We start from the raw sequence: 20113 nt of genomic DNA, 5'->3' as shown, positions 1-20113 counted from the left end.
GTATTTTTAACTGATTGATTTCCAAAGTTGAATTTCAATAAAAATCTTTGTGAAAACAGTGATCCCCAAATAAAAATCCAATCCCTGAGAGGAATTGGATTTGAAATTGATTTTCCAACCAATTGATTTTTTTATAGGGAAAGATTCACGATCACCGGAAAATGATCTGACGGATACAAGAGATTTTCTCTTCTGTCATTGATATGTCTGTGAGATCTGATCTTAAAGCCTTGTGTAAAAATATAATCGATTCTGTCTTTCGGGACTGTATTGACATCAAAAGCGGTGAAAGATCCTACAGGACCATAATGCTTGGTTTCCGAGTGATAGAAACTGTCTTTCATATTCTGAGAAAGGATTTTAATAGGTTCTGAATCATCTGTCAGATTAAAATCTCCGCTCAGCGTTACCGGAAGGTTTCTTGGATTCAGTTCTTTGATTTTTTTCAGAATCAGTTCAGAAGATTTTACTCTTGCCACATTTCCTACATGATCAAAATGAAGATTCATCGCCAGGAATTCTTTCTTCGATTTTTTATCTTTAAATATGGCGTAAGTACAGATCCTGTTCAGTGCGGCATCCCAGCCTTTTGATGGTTTTTCCGGAGTTTCAGATAACCAGAATGTCCCTGATTTTACTGCTTCAAGTCTGTTTGTGTCATAAAAGATGGCAGAAAACTCTCCTTTCTCTTTGCCGTCATCTCTTCCTACTCCTATATAATCATAGTTTTTTAATCCTGTTTTAATATCTTTCATCTGTTCCGGAAGCGCTTCCTGTACTCCGAAATAATCAGGATGATAATACGTCAGTAAATCGGCAACATCCTGCTTTCTTTTTGGCCAGGCATTGTCTTTATCCGACTCTACATTCAGTCTGATATTAAAACTCATTACGGTAAGGTCCTGTGAAAATCCCAATGCAAAAAACATCAGAAACACCATTGAAAATCTGAAATTCATATGTTATTTTATCATTAAGAGACAAAAATAAAACTTCTCTGCGACAGAAAAGCTTTATTGATGTGATTATATTGTTAAATTATCTTTTTCTTCTTCTACAGATATAAAATATTCCTGAAATTCAGACACTGAAACTGGCAGCTGACTTTCAAGTTTTACAATTCCCAAGGTTTTATAGTGTGAGGCCAGTTTTATGCCTTTAGTTTTGAGAAGAGTTTCAAGCCTTTTAAAATTTATATCTTTCTTTAAAACTGCGAGATAAGTAATCATAGGTATACCTGTATTAAACCATTTCCAATATCTCTGTATTTTATCCCTTCAACAGGTCTTGCTTTGTTTTCAATCAGCTCCCAGATCTCTTTTGCCGATTTATCGGGAAACTGTTCCATATACAACGCTGCAAGCCCTGAAACATGCGGTGCGGCCATACTGGTACCACTCATTGTATAGTACAGGTTATTTTTGTTCTTCGCATTTTTAGGATACGAACTGATAATATCGACTCCGGGAGCACAGACATTGATGTTTCCGCCTGTAGATGGATTAAGACCTGCGTTTGAAAATCTGGCGATCTTCATTTGTCCGTCAATAGCTCCAACAGCCATGATCGATTTTGAATTGGCAGGCATGGAAACAGGCTGTGGAATCTGTGGCCTGTTGCTGTCATTTCCTGCTGCTGCGATAATAAGGCAGTTATTTTCAAGTGCTCTTTCTCCAATGGTTTCAAAAAGAACAGATGGCTGATCATCAAACTTCACAGGAGAAGCTAGTGAAAGAGACAATATTCTGAATTTCTTAGAAATGGCCCAGTCTATCGCATCAATGACACTGCTGGTAGTTCCTCTTCCATTGTCTGCGAGCACTTTTGCTATTTTCAGGTTGCAATCCTTAGCTATTCCGTAACGTCTTCCGTTATCACTTCTTGTATTTCCTGCAGCCACTCCTGCACAGTGTGTGCCATGTCCGTTGGGATCTCTGTTCCAGTCCTCACCATCTATAAAAGATTTCCCTTCAATCACTTCGGCGGAAAAATCGGGATGGGAAATTTCAAGTCCGGTATCAAGAATGCATACATCAATTCCTTTTCCTGTGTAGCTGGCATTTTCCAGTCCGATCGCTTTTAATCCCCATTCCATTTCAATGAATGATTTTTGAGGTAAAGGTTTGCTGGTAATATATTTTTCAAGTTCTGAGATTTTTTCTGCAAGCCCGGCAGACTGTTTTTTAAGCTCATTAATCAATTGCAATTCATCTGCAGGAAAAAATTCTCTTTCTTTTTCGTAGTATACAATAGAATTGGATTGATCTTTCACGGCACTTTTCAATTGATCTTCATCCATATTTTCCACCACCAGAACCCCAAGATTTTTGTAAAGTACACCATTGTCCTGATCAATGATTTCATAAGAACGGTTTTCTTTCGATAGAAATTCTGAAGAGGTGATACTCACTTCCAGCTCTTTCTCAATTTTTTTGAGTGCGTTTTTCTGCTGGTTCTGCAGCAGAACAATATATCTTCCGGTTTCCATAATGATCTTTTTTTAAATTAATTTCAGAAATATCTTTTCGAGAATAAGAAAAATATCCTCCGGAATAATGGTCAGTCTGAGTTTCTTATTAATTCCGGATATGGCAGTATTTTGTTCAACCAATGAAGTCCAGAAACGTTCAATTTTGGGAACGGAGTTCATGTCCTTCAGCTTTTCATCATCCAGAATACCATTTTGATATAATGAGACAATGATTCCTGAAATAAGTTCTTCCGCCTCCTCAAGTTTTTTATTCTCCCTGGCATATATTTCCATCAGGATATCATAAATACTTTCCATTCCGTTAAATGAGAATCCTGCGAGCATTTCTCTTCTCCCTGTCATTATTTTCTCCATTTTAATAGGATTAAAGCCTCTTTTAACGGTAGAAATCATATTCATTACCTTCAGCACTTCGGATTCGTGGCTGGTGTTTCCTTTGGTACGGAAATACTCCAGAACTTCGTTGAGAAATGCATCAAACCGGGCATCAAAGTCAAATGATTTTGACAGGTATAAAGTCTGAACCTCATTGAACTGTTCCAGCAGTTCTTTGATTTTCTGTACCGTAAAGTGGATAAGTTCCTGCATTACTCAAAAGTTATCTGTTCTATTTCATTACCGTCTTTATCTTTGTAAGACACAATCCTGATTCCTTCCTCCTCCATTTCCACATGAAGGTTGATAAATAATTTGTCTTTATCTTCTGCTGCACTGGTGTTAGGATCTATGTAAATGCTGTTCAGCTTTGCATTCACCAGCGTATATTTATTCAGCAGAACCTTTGAAAAAATTTCTTTCAATTCATCAGTTTCTTCTTCTGTTCCTTCCTGAGGTCGGAATATTCCTGAATTCAGAAGCTGCATTTTCTTTCTGAGATCCAGTTTGAGCACTTCATTGGCAGGAAGGTTCCCGAATTTCTGATCATTCTTTTCCAGCTTGCTGAACAGGGTTTTGAATTCTTCAGTCTGAAGCTGTCTTTTGCTGATTTCAGGAATATTAAATTTCTTCTCCCTATTCACCAGACGGATTCTTTCATTTATTTCTGTCACAAACTGATCTTCATTCAGTTTAAAATTATATTTGGGATCTGAATCGATATCCGTAATTTTAATCGGAATGTCCATCTTTACACTAGGCAGAGCATAGCGCGGAACCTTGAAATATTTAAGGTATTCATGGCGGGCATATTCTTTGGCAATAAGAACCGCATTCTCATCTGCTTTTTTACGAGCCTGAATTATCTCGTTGTTGAGATAATCCAGGTAATCTGATAGTTTTATCATCTTTCGTAAAATCTAATTATTGTGAAAGAAGTCCAAGCACTTTTTCAAGCCCTGCAGGCATTTCGTCATTGGTTGCACGCACTTTTACCCCAAGAGAATATTCTTTTTCCACTTTAATTCCTGTACTGGAAGTTCTCTTATAGGAGACATCCACTTTGAATTTCACAGGTCCCCATCCACCGGATACTCCGGCATTGATCCCGAATTCATCACTTACGTCTTTTGTGTATGTAGAATTAAGTTTCACATTAAAGTCTACTTCACAGGTCTCAATTCTGAAGCTCGGAACATTCAGCAATGCAATAAACGGCACTGAAATTTCTACGTCGTTCGGAATCGTTTTAGGGTTGGTGGCACTTACCGGCTCATCTTCTTTAAAATCCGGGTTCGGAATATTTTTTTTGTATTTGAATTCTGCCATTCTCAGTTTTTTAGGGCTGGCAGCATTGGCCGGATCTGTAAGCTCGAACCCAACTTCGTTGATGAAATTAACGGTGGCAATTGAGGCATTGGACTGTGCTTTTACACAAGCATCCAAAGGTCCGCCAATAATCGTTGCAAAGTCGATGCTTCCCAATTCTGCCGCAAAATCTGCATTGGCAGCATCTGAAGTTCTGAAGATCTCTTCATCGGCAGCCATTTTACCGGCAATCATTTTCATGATTTCTGAAGACGCACCTGAGAAAGATTTTTCCCACTTTTCGTCATAGTTCTTTTTGAATTCGTCTACAATTGCTAACAATTCCTTATTCGTCAATGAACTCAGTTCTGAGGTTTCAATTCCTGACACTTTTTCATAGACTGCCGGAGTCAGTACTTTTTCTACTCCCGATAAAAGGTCGATTAACTCATTTTTTGTTTTTTTGGCGTGGCTTGCTTCAAGCACCGATTTTAATGTTTCCATGCTTTTTGTTTTTGATTAATATTGTGGGACAAAATTAGATCACCGGGCTTCAAAACATTTCAGGAGAACACCTCTACTTGTTCAGGAAAAACACCCTAAAAATAAAAAGCCTGAACTTACTAGTGGTAAGCTCAGGCTTTTGTAATACATATAGCAAATATTTATTTTATAGACGCCAAGATCATATTAACTATTATTATTTAAGGAAGCTGAGAAAGCAACAAAGTTGCTGATGAATCTGCATGGATATGCTTACGCTTAGAAAGAATCAATTGTATTGATTCCATCTTTGCTCCCTTAAGAATCAGCATGAGACAGTAAACCTTTGCACTAAATTTAAAGGTAATTATATACAATTTTACATTAATCTGCTATCTTACTTATTATTATGACTTTGTCATTCTGAATGTAACGCAGTGAAATGAAGAATCCAGGTTTTACATGAGATTCTTCCTTCGTCAGAATGACAATGGCGTAAAATTGTATATAGTCGCCAATTTAAATAAATTCACCGTTTCTATGCCGGTTTTTTGCTGTTATTTTCCAGATTAACATCAGGGACAACAGAATCCGGATCCAGTTTTACCTCATCAATTTCCTTGCTGGAATCTACCTTGAACGTCCATTCAGTATTTCTTTTCCAGACCTCAACAGGAATTTTTACCGTCTGTGCTGTTCCGTCTTTGAATTTGATCTGTACGGTTGTAGGCATTGGCAGCTGACCAATATTTTCAACCGTAATCTGAACTCCGTTTTTAAAGTCTCCGTTGACATATTGTACGGTTTTAACAGCCTGATCAATTTTCCATTTATTAAAGAACCATCCTCTCCAGAACCAATTCAGTTCCTCTCCGGAAACATTTTCCATTGTGTGGAAGAAATCCCATGGCGTCGGATGTTTGAATGCCCAGCGATCTATATAGGTTCTGAATGCTTTGTCAAACTTTTCAGGTCCCAGAATTGCTTCTCTTAAAACATCTAAACCTGTACCCGGTTTATAGTAAGCCAACGCTCCGATACTTCTTTCTTTCATATTATCAGGTCCTACCATTACAGGCTCCAGACTGTCAGTCAGCAAATACATTCCTGATCTTGCCAGATTCGGTTTACGGTAATATTCTCCTTTATTAAAAGCTTCGGTGGAAAGTCCGTTGATAAAAGTATTAAATCCTTCATCCATCCATGCAAATAATCTTTCATTAGATCCTACGATCATAGGGAACCAGTTGTGTCCGAACTCATGGTCTGTAACGCCCCAAAGATCTTCCCCTTTGGAATCCATATGACAGAAAACAATTCCCGGATATTCCATTCCACCTTCGTTTCCTGCTACATTGGTGGCAGCCGGATAGGTGTATTCATACCATTTTTTCGAATAATGCTCTATGGCCGCTTTCGTATATTCTGTAGATCTTCCCCACGCTTTTTCACCGGCACTCTCCGCAGGATAAGCAGAAATAGCTAAAGATTTCTTTCCACTGGGTAAATTGATTTTTGCAGCATCCAAAATAAATCCGGCAGATGATGCCCATGCAAAATCTCTTGTTTGATTAATTTTAAATTTCCAGGTTTTTGTTCCTGAAGTTTTATTTTTACCGATTTCAGACTCAGGGCGGATCATTACCGTTTTATCACTGTTTCTTGCCTCATTCCATCTGTTGATTTCTTCTTTGCTGTACACTTCTTTCTCATTCAGAAGCTCTCCGGATGCTACGACATAATGACTGGCGGGAACAGTAATATTGGCTGTAATATTTCCATATTCTAAATAAAACTCTGAAGCTCCAAGGTAAGGAAGTGTATTCCAGCCCATCACATCATCATACACGCACATTCTCGGATACCACTGTGCGATGGTAAATATTTTACCATTTTTAGTATCCTGAACTCCCATTCTGTCTGAACCATACTCAGGAGAAATAAAAGAATATTCTATTTCTATCTTTGCCACACCTCCGTTGGCTTTCAGCTCTTTGGGAAGATCAATCTGCATTCTTGTATCGGTAACGGTGTATTTTACATCTTTCTTACCATCCAGTTTGACTGATTTAATGGTATATCCACCGTTAAATTCTTCACCATGAGCTCCGTTTCTGCTCCCGGAGAGCGGCACTACACCATTTCCTCTGGAATCTTTTGCAAACAGATTCTGATCCAGCTGCAGCCAGAGAAAACCTAATTTATCAGGACTGTTGTTGGTATAGGTAATCTGCGCTGTACCGGTAATTTCTTTTTTATCTTCATTCAGGCTGACGTTCAAATGATAATCTGCTGAATTCTGCCAGTAAGCATGTCCCGGCTGTCCGCTTGCAGAACGGGTAGCTGTGCCTGTCTGCGGATAAAAGAACGGCTTAAATGCTTCTACATAATCGTATTTCGGAGTTTGCTGTGCATAGGCAGATCCTGAGAACAGAACCACTGCAAGCGTCGAAACAAGGGTTGGAAGTTTAAAATTCATTTGAAAAAGTATTATTTAGTGTATAGGTAAAAAAAACTCCCGGATTTGTTACACATCCGGGAGTTTTTTTAATACAAGTTTAATTTAATTTGATTTTTTGGCTTTAATCATTGCTTCCAAAGCATCCCACATTTCTTTAGGAATTGCTTCAAGCATATTGAACTCTCCGGCACCCTGAAGCCATTCTCCACCATCAATGGTTACCACTTCCCCGTTCATATAAGCAGAATAGTCGGAAACCAGATAAGCCGCAAGGTTGGCCAGCTCCTGATGTTCTCCTACTCTTCTCAACGGAACTTTTTTCTTCATATCGAATTTCTCCTGAAGATCTCCGGGAAGAAGTCTATCCCAGGCTCCTTTCGTAGGGAAGGGTCCTGGTGCAATAGCATTGAAACGGATTCCGTATTTTGCCCATTCTACCGCTAATGATCTGGTCATCGCCAGCACTCCTGCTTTTGCACAGGCAGACGGTACAACATAGGCAGAACCTGTCCATGCGTAAGTGGTTACGATATTCAGTACTGTTCCGGGAGTTTTAGAATCTATCCAGTGTTTTCCTATGGAAAGGGTACAGTTTTTCGTTCCTTTTAAAACAATATCGAGAATGGAGTCAAAAGCAGAGTGAGTCAGTTTTTCTGTTGGAGAAATGAAGTTTCCGGCTGCATTATTCAACAAAATATCAATTTTCCCGAATTCTTTCAGTGTTGCCTCTTTCATAGCTTCCACCTCATCCCAGTTTCTTACATCACATGCTACACAAAGCACCTTACCTCCGGTTTCATCTTCCAGCTCCTTAGCTGTGGTCTGCAGCTTCTCCAGATTTCTGGAAGTGATCACTACTTTGGCGCCCAGTTCAAGAAAGTATTTAGTCATCGCTTTTCCAAGACCGCTTCCGCCTCCTGTTACAATTGCTACTTTATCTTTTAGTGCACCTTCGCGCAGCATAGGTTGTGTATATAGACTCATAAAATATTTTTTCTTAAAAATAATAAATATTGAAATGCAATCCTGTAAAATAGGTTGATAAATAATGCTACAAATAATTATTCTTCACATAAAAGCTCTCTCAACTTTTACATTCATGATTTTTAACCCCAAAAGACATAAAAGTTTTAAATCCTTAAGTTTTTTAGAGCCAAGCTCTATGTAAAGAAGTACATCAAAGATTTTCATCTTATTTGAACTTTTCTCCGGCATTATTTTAAACTTACCTAAGCGGACAAAATGAAAGCTTTTGTGCCTTTTGCGGTTTCATAAAGATTAGGCGTCTTTATAAATAAACTATTCGAAAAAGAAAATAGCCTGATAACAATTACCAGGCTATTTCTATTTGTTAAAACGATATATTAAGAAGCTACCACTCCTTTGAAAGAAAGTGTTTTAGGAGTTTTGCTGTCGCTGGTAGTAACATTTACTGTCTTCATAAATGGTCCTACTGTTGCTGCGTTATAGCTGGCTTCCACAAATCCTTTTTTTCCTGGCTGGATAGGAGTTTTTGTGTAATCGGCAGTTGTACATCCACATGAAGGCGCTACATTCTGAATAATGATTGGTTTTGAACTTGTGTTTGTAAATTCAAATCTGATCAATTTTGGTTTACCCTGAGGAATATTTCCTACATCGATAGATTCTGATTTCCATTTGATAGCATCAGCAACCATTTTTACGATAGATGGACCATCTGTAGTCAATACATTCGCATAAAACGGAGAGAACGCCAACACGGCTAAAAGAGCTGTAATTTTTAATTTTTTCATGAGTATATATTTTAATATTTGAAACTGATTATGTTCTTCTATATGACAAATGTAAAGCAGACAATGATTATGGCTTGTTAACCGCTGTCTAACATTTGTTAATGAGTTGTTAATAGTAAAAGATAAATAGATATTTTTGGATAATATTGTTTCAGGAAATGAAAATAAAAAGACTCAATATTATTATCACGCTTGGATTCGTCGCTATTATCGGAATTTTAATAGCACAATTGATGTGGACGATACAGGCTTATAATCTTGAAGACAAAAAATTTAACCAGAAAGTCAATATTGCCTTAATGGAAGTCGCAGAAAAACTCTCCGGAGGAAAGACATCCTATACCGAAAATCCGGTACAGAATATTGCCAATGATTATTATGTGGTGAATATCAACAATGAATTTCACCCTGTTGTGCTTGAATATTATCTGAAGACAGAATTTACCCGCTTTCAGATCAATACAGATTATGTGTATGCATTATACAACTGCCACAGCGATAAAATGATCTATGGAAAATACATGACCTCGCATCAGGAAAGCCCCAGCAATAAGGTGATCAATTTTCCAAAGCATAAAAATCTGATCTATTATTTTTCCATACGATTTCCTGATAAGACCACTTACCTGATCAGTTCATTACGATTCTGGTATCTCCTTACATTTGCTCTTATCATCATCCTTTTGGTGTATGTATATTCTATTTATACGATCATTCAGCAGAAGAAGTTCTCGGAGCTGCAGCGTGATTTTATCAATAATATGACTCATGAGTTTAAGACTCCTTTATCCTCCATCCTGTTAGCATCAGAAGCACTTAATAAACAGGAAATGGTACAGGAAAATTCTAAACTGCAGACCTATACCTCTATTATCATCAATCAAAGCCACAAGCTCAATAGCCACATTGAGAAAATATTGAATATTGCTAAAAATGATGCGGCAGGACTGTCATTAAAGCCTCAAAAGATCCTGCTACTCCCTTTTATTCAGGAAATTGCAGACAATGTACAGCATAAAAACAAGGATCTCAGCATTGAGATCGATATTGAAAACAGTACTTCGGTAATGGCAGATGAATTTCACTTTACGAATATCATTTACAACCTGCTGGATAATTCTATCAAGTATTGTGAAACAAAGCCTGTGATTAAAATTTCAGCTTATAAAGATTCAAAAGGCTTATATTTAAAGTTTAAAGACAACGGAATGGGAATTCCTGCTAAAAATATTCCTCATATTTTTGAAAAGTTTTATCGGGTACATACCAAAAGAAGTGAAGAAGTAAATGGTTTCGGGCTGGGATTATTCTATGTAAAAAAAGTAGTTCAGCAGCATCATTGGAAAATTTCTGTGGAGAATAATGAAGACAAAGGAATTAGTACAACGCTCTTCTTTCCGTTTTCAAATTAATCATGTGTAAGTATGGAGAAATCTAAAATTTTATATGCCGAAGATGACAAAACAATAGCTTTTCTCGTGGAAGACAGTTTGGAAAGTTATTATGATATCAGCTGTTATTCTGATGGAGAATCTGCGTTGGAAGCATTTAACAGCCAGGATTTTGATATCTGCCTGCTGGATATTATGATGCCCGGCATGAGTGGATTTGAGGTAGCACAAAATATCCGCAGTAAAAATTCTGAAATTCCTATTATTTTCATCTCTGCAAAAGCTTTAAAAGAGGACAGAATCAAAGGACTTAAAATTGGAGCTGATGATTATCTGGTAAAACCATTTAGTATTGAAGAACTGATGCTGAAAATTGAAGTTTTCCTGAAACGCACTAAGAAATCTGATACTTCCCCTCTGCAATATAAAGTGGGCAAATATGATTTTGATCCAAAAAATTACACCCTGAAAGGTGCGGAAAACAATATTACCCTTACCCAAAGAGAATCTGACCTCCTTTTATATTTTATCCGCCATAAAAATCTGGTGGTCAAAAGGCAGGAAATCCTGAGGGCCATCTGGGGTGATGATGATTATTTTATGGGACGGAGCCTCGATGTTTTCATTTCCCGGCTGAGGAAGGTACTGGCTGAAGAACAGAACATAGTAATAGAAAATCTCCACGGAATAGGTTTCCGTTTTTCAGAAAAAGAGTAAATAGCCCTTAACTAATTTAAAACACAACAGAAAATGATGATTTTAATTAATTTTAAACTTTGAAAAATTGTCATTAATGAAAAATCGCAAGTCTATTGTTTTTCTTTCTCTAGCATTTTTAAGTGCAAACTTTCATGCCCAAAAATTTGAAAAATTAATACAATATGTCAATCCTCTGATCGGAACTGAAAAGATGGGACATACTTATCCGGGAGCCACCGTTCCTTTTGGTGCCGTACAGCTAAGCCCTGAAACAGACACCATTTCCTATGAACTTAACGGAAAATACAACGGTGAGATGTATAAATACTGCGCCGGCTACCGTTATGAAGATAAAACCATAGTGGGATTCAGCTCTACCCATTTCAGCGGTACAGGACATTCTGATCTGGGAGATTTTCTGGTAATGCCTACTGTTGGAAAACTTCAGTTGAATCCCGGAACAGCAGCTAATCCTGAAAGCGGATACAGAAGCAGATTTTCACACCAGAACGAAACTGCAGAAGCCGGATATTATAAAGTAAAACTGGATGACCACAATATTCTGGCAGAGCTGACAGCAACTCCCAGAGTCGGAATTCACCGTTATACTTTCCCAAAATCTGATCAAGCTCACATTATTCTGGATCTGATGGCCGGTATTTACAATTATGACGGGAAAAATGTATGGACATACGTTCGTGTAGAAAACGGAAATACCATCACAGGTTATCGGCAGACCAACGGCTGGGCAAGAACCAGAACGGTTTATTTCGCCATGAAGTTTTCAAAACCTTTTAAATCTTACGGTCAGCAAAACTATGATGAAAAGCAGGTTTACAAAGGATTCTGGAGAAAATTCGACCAAAATAAAAACTTTCCGGAGATTGCAGGAAAGAACCTGAAAATGTATTTTGATTTTGATACCAATGAAAATGAAGCGATTGAAGTAAAATTGGCCATTTCTCCGGTAAGCCAGACCAATGCTCTGGAAAATCTGGAAAAAGAAACGGGGAATATGACTTTTGATCAGGTTAAAGCTATAGCCCAGGACAGCTGGAACAAGGAATTAAATAAAATTGTCATCAAAGGTTCTGATACGGAAAAGACTAACTTCTATACAGCAATGTATCATACCTTCATTAATCCTACTACTTATATGGACGTTAATGGAGAATATAAAGGGTTGGATCAAAATGTTCACAAAGCGCATGGTTTTACCAATTACACAACCTTCTCTTTGTGGGATACTTACCGTACACTCCATCCATTTTTTAATATCATCCAGCCTAAACGAAATGGTGACATGGTAAAATCTATGATGGCTCATTACAATCAATTCTCAATGAAAATGCTGCCGATCTGGTCGCATTATGCAAACGACAACTGGTGTATGAGCGGCTACCATAGTGTAAGCGTTGTAGCTGATGCTATTATTAAAGGAAATTATACGGGTGATCCTGAGGAAGCTTTGAAAGCATGTATAGAAACAGCAAATAAAAGAGATTACGAAGGCATAGGACAATATATTGATCTTGGATATATTCCGGCCGAGAAAAACGGAACTTCAGTTTCCAATACCTTGGAATATGCCTATGATGACTGGGCGATTGCTCAACTGGCAAAATATTTAAACAAAACAGAAATCTACAATCAGTTTATCAAACGTTCTGAGAACTGGAAAAATAACTTTGACAAAACTATCGGTTTTATGCGCCCACGTCTGGCAGATGGAAGCTTTAAAAAGGATTTTGATGTATTAAGTACCCATGGGCAGGGCTTTATTGAAGGGAATTCATGGAACTACAGTTTCTTTGTTCCACAAAATCCGGATGAACTGATCACGATGATGGGTGGGAAGAAAAAATTCGCATCCAAACTGGATGAGCTGTTCACCATGCATTTACCTGATGAATTCTTTGCAGACACTGAAGATATTACCCGTGAAGGAATTATTGGTGGATATGTTCACGGAAATGAACCGGCTCACCATGTTGCGTATTTTTATAACTGGGCAGGACAGCCGTGGAAAGCACAGGCACAGATCCGCCGTATTCTGGAAATGCAGTATAAAGCAACACCGGACGGATTGGGCGGAAATGATGATGCCGGGCAAATGAGTGCATGGTATATTCTGAACTCATTAGGTTTCTATCCTGTAGCTCCCGGTTCTGAAGATTATGCTATCGGCAGCCCTGCGATTGATCACGCTGTACTGAATCTGGAAAACGGAAAATTTTTTGAAATTGAAGCGATCAACCAAAGTCCTAAAAATGTATATGTTCAGAAGGTTCTTTTGAATGGAAAAGAAATTAAAAACTTTACATTAAAGCATTCTGAAATTATGAATGGAGGAAAACTGACATTTTATATGGGAAATAAGGCGAAAAAGTAAAAAGGCGAATGAGCAGGGATTTGAATATTCACAGTCTTTTAATTAAATAAGTTTTGGCTCTAAAGCCAATGGAAGGTTAAATATAAAGTGAGCGGGCTAAAGCCCGCTCCTATTGAATTATAATAATCTCTGATTAATCTCTAGGTTCAAAAAGTAATCTCTCTCCAAATTTCTCTTCTGCAATTGTACCATTATCATACACCAAGTGACCATTGACAAAAGTATGGGTAACTTTAGAGTGGAAATTCATCCCTTCCAGTGGGCTCCAGCCACATTTATACAGTAAATTGTCTTTGGAAACCGTCCAATCCTGGTTTAAATCTACCAAAACAAGATCCGCTTTATACCCTTCCTTTACAAAACCTCTTTTTTCAACTTTAAAAAGAATCGCAGGATTATGAGCCATCTTTTCAACGATTTTCTCAAGGGATATTTTACCGTTTTTATAGTTTTCAAGCATTACAATCAATGAATGCTGCACCAAAGGTGCCCCTGAAGGACATTTTGTGTATACATTATTCTTCTCTTCTGCCGTATGCGGAGCGTGGTCTGTAGCAATCACATCAATTCTGTCATCCAGCAAAGCTTCCCAAAGAGCATCTTTATCTTTTTGAGTTTTTACAGCAGGGTTCCATTTGATAAGACCACCTCTTGTTTCGTAATCCTCATTGGTAAATGTAAGATGATGAACACATACCTCAGCAGTGATTTTTTTGTCTTTTAGAGGAATATCATTTCGGAAAAGTTCCATTTCCTTTGCTGTTGAAAGGTGGAAAACGTGAAGTCTCGCCCCTGTTTTTTTCGCAAGCTCTATCGCCTTGGATGAAGATTTATAACATGCTTCTTCACTTCTGATCAGGTGGTGGAATTTTACAGGAATATCATCTCCATATTCATCCATATATTTCTGAGTATTGGCTCTGATGGTAGCTTCATCTTCACAGTGCACAGCAATCAGCATTCTGGTATTACTGAAAATGTTTTCCAGCGTTTCAGGATTATCAACCAGCATATTTCCTGTGGATGATCCTAAAAATAACTTGATTCCCGGAACATTTCTAGGGTTCGTTTTCAAAACTTCCTCCAGATTATCATTCGTTCCTCCCATCATAAAACCATAGTTGGCATATGCTTTTTGGGAAGCAATCTCATACTTGTCTGCCAATAGCTCCTGGGTAACAGCGTTTGGAACAGTATTCGGCTGATCAATAAAACTGGTGATCCCTCCGGCAATGGCTGCTCTTGATTCGCTTTCAATATCACCTTTATGAGTAAGTCCCGGCTCACGGAAATGCACCTGATCATCTATTACTCCGGGAAGAAGATATTTACCTGAACCATCAATGATCTGATCTGCATCTTCAGAAATGCCTCCAGCTATTTTAGAGATTAAATCATTTTCTATCAGGATATCGCTTTCAAAGACTTTTCCTTCGTTGACGATATTTACATTTTTTATAAGAACTTTCATTTCAATTTATTTCGCTGTAAAATTAAGATTTTAAGTTTTAATTCACCCCAAAATCGCAAAACGAATGCTTAAAGTTTTACATTTGCAAAAAAAATTCGACTTTGTATAAGAAACTATTAGGACAGACAGCGGTATATGGACTTAGCTCCGTATTAGTCCGTATTTTTCCATTTATCATTGCACCCATCGTTACAAAGGCTTTCGGACCAGCTGCTTCGTCACCGTTTGTAGACTGGTATTCCATTGCAGGTGTAATTACGGTATTGCTTACACATGGCATGGAAACTTCTTTCTTCCGATTTGCACAAGAGGATAGCATTGACAAAAAAACATTGATTTCAACCTGCTCAATGAGTATCATCAGTATGGGGTTAATTTACCTTATTCTGGGATATGTATTCAGATTTCAGCTTGCTGAAGCCTTTGAAACTCCTGATCAGGTCAATTTTCTAATCATATTCTTATTTATTCTCTCATTGGATGCATTTTCAACCATCCCATCTGCTATATTGAGGTTACAAGGAAAACCCTTCAAATATATGCTTTCCAAGGTAGCCGGCTCCCTGGTTTACTTTTTACTGGTTTTATTCTTCATCAGATGGCTTCCTAAACATCCTGAGGGAGTACTTGGGCTAAAATATAATCCTGACTTCGGAGTCGGATATGTTTTCGTTGCCAATCTCATCCAAAGTATTATCACTCTTTTGATTGTAGGAAAAGAATTCTTCAGCTTCAGTATATCCAAATTCGATTTCGGACTGTGGAAAAGAATCATGAACTATTCCTGGCCGGTAATGATTGCAGGACTGGCTGGTATTGTAAATCAGACATTAGACCGACAATTCTTAAAATACCTCCTTCCTGAAGAAGAAGCCCGTCATCAGATTGGAGTATATGGAGCAGTTTACAAGATTGCTACCTTTATTACTGTGTTCAGACAGGCCTATCAATTGGGTATTGAACCTTACTTTTTTTCAAGTTTCAAGAACAAGGATTCTCACAAGACCTATGCCGTATTGATGGATATTTTTGTAGTATGTAGCTGCATCATTTATATGGGACTTATGGTAAATCTTCAATGGATTTCTGAAAAATATTTAAGAAACCCTCTTTACTATGAGGGAATTGAAATCATTCCATTTATCATGCTTGGAGCTTTGTTTCTGGGAATCTACCTTAATCTTTCTATATGGTATAAGCTATCAGACCAGACACGGGTTGGCTTATATATTTCTGTTATAGGAGCATGTATCACCATTCTTATCAACTTCTTGTTCATTCCTCAATATGGATATTGGGCAAGTGCCATAGCAGCACTGATTACCTTTATGTCTATGATGATCATTTCCTATGTATGGGGACAAAGGCAGTATCCTATTCATTATAATATAGGTAAAATATTGATTTATCTGGGATTCACCATTGTTTGTTCATTGGTTTCTTTCTATTATTTCAGAACTAATTATCTGGTAGGTAATTTATTCCTCCTTTTATTCCTGGCTTTGATAGTATTCAAAGAAAAAGCAATAGTATCCAAAATCATAAAAAGATCTTAAACTTTGGTCTTTATTTTGCTTGTAAACAAACCTGTTGTTAATTTAAACAATTATTTAAAAAGATATAAATCATAATCCCTTAAAGGTTTTAATTATTATCTTTAACCTAAATATCAAAAACAACTAATAAAACATCTTTTATACATATAATTTATGAAAATTATTGTCCCTATGGCTGGACGTGGTTCCAGATTACGTCCACATACACTGACAGTTCCAAAACCTCTTATTCCTATTGCAGGAAAACCTATCGTACAGAGATTAGTGGAAGATATTGCTAAAGTTGCAGGAGAAAACATTGAAGAGGTAGCTTTTATCATCGGAGATTTTGGTCCTGAGATCGAAAGATCCCTTATTCAGATTGCTGAAAAGCTGGGAGCAAAAGGAAGTATATATTATCAGAACGATCCTCTTGGAACTGCTCACGCCATCAAATGTGCGGAACAATCTATGCAGGGAGATATCGTTATTGCCTTTGCAGATACTCTTTTCCGTGCAGATTTCCAGTTGGACAAAAATTCTGACGGTGTAATCTGGGTGAAAAGTGTTGAAGACCCATCAGCGTTCGGAGTTGTAAAACTGGATAATTACGGTTTTATTACCGACTTTGTTGAAAAACCAACGACTTACGTTTCAGATCTTGCTATCATTGGTATCTATTATTTCAACAGTGCTGAAAAGTTGATGGAAGAAATTAATTATATCATGGATAATGATATTAAAAACGGCGGTGAATACCAATTAACAACTGCTCTTGAAAACCTCAGAGCTAAAGGTGCCAAGTTTACCCTTGGAAAAGTAAACGACTGGATGGATTGCGGTAACAAAAATGCTACTGTAGAAACCAACAGCAAAATCCTTGAATATGAAAGAGAAGCAATGACTCACTATCCTGCTTCCGCTGTGATTGAAAATTCTTTGATCATTCAGCCTTGCTTTATTGGAGAAAATGTAAAAATTTCCAATTCAAAAGTAGGACCTGGCGTTTCTTTAGGAAACAACACAACTGTTGTAAATTCTAATATTGAAAACTCCCTGATTCAGGAAAACACAAGAATTAATCACGGGAACCTTTCCAATTCTATGATCGGTAATTCCGCACAGTATTTTGGGGTTGCCAGAGAAATATCTTTAGGTGATTATTCCGTATTAGATTTTTTATCTAAATAAGGATAGGAAATATTTAACTTAAACATCATATCATCAGGCCACACAAAATGTTTTGTGTGGTTTGGCGTTAATATTGCAACGTATTTTTTAATTAAAAGATAAATACATGAAAAACTGGATCCCATTTCTTTTATTGCTTCTTGCCTTATCATCCTGTAAGACCCGTAATACTGCCCAAAGTGATAGTGATCATACACGGGATAGCATTAATGGTGCAAAAAATATAGATAATGGAAATCCAAAAGATGTTAATGAACCGGTGAGAGACAAACTCACTTTTTATGAACATGTATTGATCCCACCCAAATTTGAACAAATCAAAATAGACAGCAAAGTAAGAGTAGAAACAGGAAGCTATGTTCCTACACTGGACGCAACCATCTATATTGAAAATGATAAAAAGGTGTGGATGAATCTGAGAGCTTTGTTCATCAATGCAGCAAGAGGTATCGCTACACCGGAAGGAATAAAGGGCCAGGATAAAATCAATAAAACCTATATAGATTCCGATTTTGACTATCTTAATAATCTGCTGAACGTTAATTTCATTGATTATAAATCGTTGGAAAAGATCTTACTGGGGAGAACTTTTGTAAAGATCAACGACAGACAGTTTGACCTTACTCAAAATGCCCAGGGTTTTAAAATGGTTTCCAATACGAACCAGAAAATCGTTACGGACGAAAAAAACAGAGAGTATAAGGTGGCTCTCCAATACGACACCAATTACGATTTGTTAGCCGTGAATTTAAAAGATATTCTGTCATCAGACGAACTAGATGTTTCTTATAGTGACTGGAATGAATACGGAGGAATACGCCTTCCAAAAAATGTTAAAATAATTATAAAAGGCTCAAAATCTAGTCAGATTTTACTGGAAAACACGAAATTTGACTTTTCGAGGATGGAAACACCTTATTCTGTACCATCCAGTTATAAGAAAATTGAGATTAAATGATTAGAAAATTTAGCTTTTTAATAGGTGTTTTGATGTTCGGACTGCATCAGGGACAGCAGACCAAAGAACAACTGCAGAAGCAGAATGCCGAACTTAAAAAACAAATTGCACAAATAAATACCGATTTAGCCAAAACCAGAAGTGAATCTAAACTTTCCGTAGCCTACCTTTCCAATGTCAACCAAAAATTGGTATTAAGAGAAAAGGTTTACAATAATACGCAGAAAGAAAAAAGATTCATTGAGGATGATATCTACTTACGTCAGCTGGAAATCAACCGTCAGAATAAAGAACTGGCAGTTTTGAGAAAAAACTATGCTGAAGTTTTGGTGAATGCTTATAAAAACAAAGGAGTACAGAACAAAGTAACTTTTATTCTTTCTGCTAAAAATTTAGGAGAAGCCATTCGAAGAGTTCAGTATCTGAAACAATACTCAGACTACCAGGATAAAAAAGCAGCTGAAATCACAAATGCTGCCAATCTCATCAAAAAGACCATTGCCCAAAAGCAAAATTCTGTAAAAGCGAAAGAATCCCTTTTGATTAACCAGCAGAAAGACCTGGCAACCATTAATGCTGAAAGAGCTCAAAAAGAACAGTTGGTAGCTGAATTCAAGAAAAACGAATCCAAGCTGACTGCTGAACTTAAGCAAAAACAAGTTCAGTCTAAAGCACTGGAAGGACAGATCAGAGCTATTATTGCAGAAGAGATCAGAATTGCAAAAGCAGAAGAAGAAGCCAGAAGAAAGGCAGAAGCAGAAAAAATACGTTTGGCAAAACTTGCTGCTGAAAGAGAAAAAGCAAGAATCGAAGCGGAAGCTAAGGCAAGAGCTGAAGCCCTTGAAAGAGAAAGAAGACTTGCAGAAGCAGAAGCCAAGAGAGCTGCAGAACTTGCTGCAAAAAGAGCTGAAGAAGAAAGGAAGCGTAATGAAGATGCCGCGAGAGCCGAAGCTAATGCAAGAGATGAAGCCAGAAGAGTAGCCGCTAAAAAAGCTTCAGACGAGGCCAATGCAAGAGCTAAAGAAGCTGCAGATAAATTAGCTGCCGCAAGAGCAGCAGAAGCAGCGCTTACGAAAAGAAAAGAAGAAGAGAAAAAGGCAGCAGAGAGCAAAGCCATGACAAGCTACGGAGTTTCCACCGCTACAGGAAGCAGTTTTGCAGATAACAGAGGTAGATTAGGCTATCCTGCAGACAGAGCCGGACAAATCACTCACCGTTTCGGAAGACAGCCACACCCGGTTTTCAAAAATATTACTGAAGAAAATAACGGGATCAAAATTTCCGTCCCTTCAGGCGCACGTGCAAAATCGGTGTTCCCGGGATCAGTATCTTCGGTACTGGCCAACAATGACGGAACCAAGACCGTTATTATCAAACACGGAAGTTATTTTACCATTTATTCCAACTTAGGAAATGTAAGTGTTTCCAAAGGACAGCAGGTTTCATCAGGAACTCCGGTAGGTACGATAGCTCAGGATTTTGATGGTGCTTATACGCTTGATTTCCAAGTATGGAACGGAAGTACACCAGTTGATCCATTAGGTTGGATTTCATATTAAAAAAAGTGTAACTTTGCAAAAATT

Annotated in this window: 17 protein-coding genes; 7 read left to right on the top strand and 10 right to left on the bottom strand. The window is 37.5% G+C overall.

Translation table 11 applies throughout. The features are described 5' to 3' along the window. Positions 1 to 131: 131 nt before the first annotated feature. The 9 genes from V0410_RS18495 to V0410_RS18455 all read right to left on the bottom strand — a co-directional run bounded on the left by V0410_RS18495 (position 132) and on the right by V0410_RS18455 (position 8893). Positions 132 to 959, bottom strand: coding sequence for an endonuclease/exonuclease/phosphatase family protein (locus tag V0410_RS18495; protein WP_330745183.1), 828 nt, complete (start codon positions 957 to 959; stop codon positions 132 to 134). A 66-nt stretch (positions 960 to 1025) separates the two neighbouring features. Continuing rightward, positions 1026 to 1229 carry a hypothetical protein gene (locus V0410_RS18490; protein ID WP_330745182.1) on the bottom strand — a complete coding sequence of 68 codons (204 nt, stop codon included), beginning with the start codon at positions 1227 to 1229 and terminating at the stop codon, positions 1026 to 1028. Then, positions 1226 to 2488: a S8 family peptidase gene (locus V0410_RS18485; protein WP_330745181.1), complete on the bottom strand. Its 1263-nt coding sequence runs from the start codon at positions 2486 to 2488 to the stop codon at positions 1226 to 1228. The genes V0410_RS18490 and V0410_RS18485 overlap by 4 nt, the downstream gene beginning before the upstream one ends. A 12-nt stretch (positions 2489 to 2500) precedes the next feature. Next, positions 2501 to 3079 carry a hypothetical protein gene (locus tag V0410_RS18480; RefSeq protein ID WP_330745180.1) on the bottom strand — a complete coding sequence of 193 codons (579 nt, stop codon included), beginning with the start codon at positions 3077 to 3079 and terminating at the stop codon, positions 2501 to 2503. Further along, entirely contained in the window at positions 3079 to 3774 is a 696-nt protein-coding gene (locus V0410_RS18475) for a hypothetical protein (protein WP_330745179.1), read from the bottom strand. The genes V0410_RS18480 and V0410_RS18475 overlap by 1 nt, the downstream gene beginning before the upstream one ends. A gap of 16 nt (positions 3775 to 3790) precedes the next feature. Then, a complete protein-coding gene (locus tag V0410_RS18470) occupies positions 3791 to 4678 on the bottom strand; it encodes a DUF2589 domain-containing protein (protein ID WP_330745178.1) in 888 nt (295 codons plus the stop codon). 517 nt (positions 4679 to 5195) lie between these two features. After that, a complete protein-coding gene (locus V0410_RS18465) occupies positions 5196 to 7136 on the bottom strand; it encodes a M1 family metallopeptidase (RefSeq protein WP_330745177.1) in 1941 nt (646 codons plus the stop codon). A gap of 84 nt (positions 7137 to 7220) precedes the next feature. Beyond that, a complete protein-coding gene (locus tag V0410_RS18460) occupies positions 7221 to 8102 on the bottom strand; it encodes an SDR family oxidoreductase (RefSeq protein WP_330745176.1) in 882 nt (293 codons plus the stop codon). Positions 8103 to 8482: 380 nt separating this feature from the next. After that, positions 8483 to 8893 carry a DUF1573 domain-containing protein gene (locus tag V0410_RS18455; RefSeq protein ID WP_110010651.1) on the bottom strand — a complete coding sequence of 137 codons (411 nt, stop codon included), beginning with the start codon at positions 8891 to 8893 and terminating at the stop codon, positions 8483 to 8485. Between the two features lie 158 nt (positions 8894 to 9051). On the opposite strand from V0410_RS18455, the gene V0410_RS18450 reads away from it, so the two are divergent. The 3 genes from V0410_RS18450 (at position 9052) to V0410_RS18440 (ending at position 13375) form a co-directional block, all read left to right on the top strand. Next, a complete protein-coding gene (locus V0410_RS18450; protein ID WP_330745175.1) occupies positions 9052 to 10305 on the top strand; it encodes a sensor histidine kinase in 1254 nt (417 codons plus the stop codon). Between the two features lie 12 nt (positions 10306 to 10317). Continuing rightward, entirely contained in the window at positions 10318 to 11001 is a 684-nt protein-coding gene (locus V0410_RS18445) for a response regulator transcription factor (protein WP_330745174.1), read from the top strand. A 76-nt stretch (positions 11002 to 11077) separates the two neighbouring features. Further along, complete coding sequence (locus tag V0410_RS18440; RefSeq protein ID WP_330745173.1) at positions 11078 to 13375, top strand: GH92 family glycosyl hydrolase; 2298 nt, start codon at positions 11078 to 11080, stop codon at positions 13373 to 13375. 133 nt (positions 13376 to 13508) lie between these two features. Here V0410_RS18440 and V0410_RS18435 read toward each other — a convergent pair whose 3' ends face one another. Next, a complete protein-coding gene (locus tag V0410_RS18435; protein WP_330745172.1) occupies positions 13509 to 14846 on the bottom strand; it encodes a dihydroorotase in 1338 nt (445 codons plus the stop codon). Between the two features lie 101 nt (positions 14847 to 14947). Here V0410_RS18435 and V0410_RS18430 point away from each other — a divergent pair, with 101 nt between their 5' ends. From V0410_RS18430 to V0410_RS18415, 4 genes are all read left to right on the top strand, one after another. Beyond that, complete coding sequence (locus tag V0410_RS18430) at positions 14948 to 16402, top strand: lipopolysaccharide biosynthesis protein (protein ID WP_330745171.1); 1455 nt, start codon at positions 14948 to 14950, stop codon at positions 16400 to 16402. Between the two features lie 153 nt (positions 16403 to 16555). After that, positions 16556 to 17572, top strand: coding sequence for a sugar phosphate nucleotidyltransferase (locus V0410_RS18425; RefSeq protein WP_110010644.1), 1017 nt, complete (start codon positions 16556 to 16558; stop codon positions 17570 to 17572). Between the two features lie 106 nt (positions 17573 to 17678). Beyond that, positions 17679 to 18530, top strand: a complete 852-nt coding sequence (locus tag V0410_RS18420) for a DUF4292 domain-containing protein (RefSeq protein ID WP_330745170.1) — start codon at positions 17679 to 17681, stop codon at positions 18528 to 18530. Continuing rightward, entirely contained in the window at positions 18527 to 20089 is a 1563-nt protein-coding gene (locus V0410_RS18415; protein WP_110010642.1) for a peptidoglycan DD-metalloendopeptidase family protein, read from the top strand. Before V0410_RS18420 ends, V0410_RS18415 begins: the two co-directional genes overlap by 4 nt. Positions 20090 to 20113 lie beyond the last annotated feature (24 nt).

Source organism: Chryseobacterium sp. CP-77, from assembly GCF_036362765.1.
In the GTDB taxonomy this organism is placed as follows: domain Bacteria; phylum Bacteroidota; class Bacteroidia; order Flavobacteriales; family Weeksellaceae; genus Chryseobacterium; species Chryseobacterium cupriresistens.
Note: the sequence above shows the minus strand (reverse complement) of the source record. Positions and strands in the feature narration are given on the sequence as shown.

What these genes read in the sequence shown, in the direction of transcription:
- V0410_RS18495 (WP_330745183.1), bottom strand. Translation starts at nt 959, where the DNA reads ATGAATTTCAGATTTTCAATGGTGTTTCTGATGTTTTTTGCATTGGGA.
- V0410_RS18490 (WP_330745182.1), bottom strand. Translation starts at nt 1,229, where the DNA reads ATGATTACTTATCTCGCAGTTTTAAAGAAAGATATAAATTTTAAAAGG.
- V0410_RS18485 (WP_330745181.1), bottom strand. Translation starts at nt 2,488, where the DNA reads ATGGAAACCGGAAGATATATTGTTCTGCTGCAGAACCAGCAGAAAAAC.
- V0410_RS18480 (WP_330745180.1), bottom strand. Translation starts at nt 3,079, where the DNA reads ATGCAGGAACTTATCCACTTTACGGTACAGAAAATCAAAGAACTGCTG.
- V0410_RS18475 (WP_330745179.1), bottom strand. Translation starts at nt 3,774, where the DNA reads ATGATAAAACTATCAGATTACCTGGATTATCTCAACAACGAGATAATT.
- V0410_RS18470 (WP_330745178.1), bottom strand. Translation starts at nt 4,678, where the DNA reads ATGGAAACATTAAAATCGGTGCTTGAAGCAAGCCACGCCAAAAAAACA.
- V0410_RS18465 (WP_330745177.1), bottom strand. Translation starts at nt 7,136, where the DNA reads ATGAATTTTAAACTTCCAACCCTTGTTTCGACGCTTGCAGTGGTTCTG.
- V0410_RS18460 (WP_330745176.1), bottom strand. Translation starts at nt 8,102, where the DNA reads ATGAGTCTATATACACAACCTATGCTGCGCGAAGGTGCACTAAAAGAT.
- V0410_RS18455 (WP_110010651.1), bottom strand. Translation starts at nt 8,893, where the DNA reads ATGAAAAAATTAAAAATTACAGCTCTTTTAGCCGTGTTGGCGTTCTCT.
- V0410_RS18450 (WP_330745175.1), top strand. Translation starts at nt 9,052, where the DNA reads ATGAAAATAAAAAGACTCAATATTATTATCACGCTTGGATTCGTCGCT.
- V0410_RS18445 (WP_330745174.1), top strand. Translation starts at nt 10,318, where the DNA reads ATGGAGAAATCTAAAATTTTATATGCCGAAGATGACAAAACAATAGCT.
- V0410_RS18440 (WP_330745173.1), top strand. Translation starts at nt 11,078, where the DNA reads ATGAAAAATCGCAAGTCTATTGTTTTTCTTTCTCTAGCATTTTTAAGT.
- V0410_RS18435 (WP_330745172.1), bottom strand. Translation starts at nt 14,846, where the DNA reads ATGAAAGTTCTTATAAAAAATGTAAATATCGTCAACGAAGGAAAAGTC.
- V0410_RS18425 (WP_110010644.1), top strand. Translation starts at nt 16,556, where the DNA reads ATGAAAATTATTGTCCCTATGGCTGGACGTGGTTCCAGATTACGTCCA.
- V0410_RS18420 (WP_330745170.1), top strand. Translation starts at nt 17,679, where the DNA reads ATGAAAAACTGGATCCCATTTCTTTTATTGCTTCTTGCCTTATCATCC.
- V0410_RS18415 (WP_110010642.1), top strand. Translation starts at nt 18,527, where the DNA reads ATGATTAGAAAATTTAGCTTTTTAATAGGTGTTTTGATGTTCGGACTG.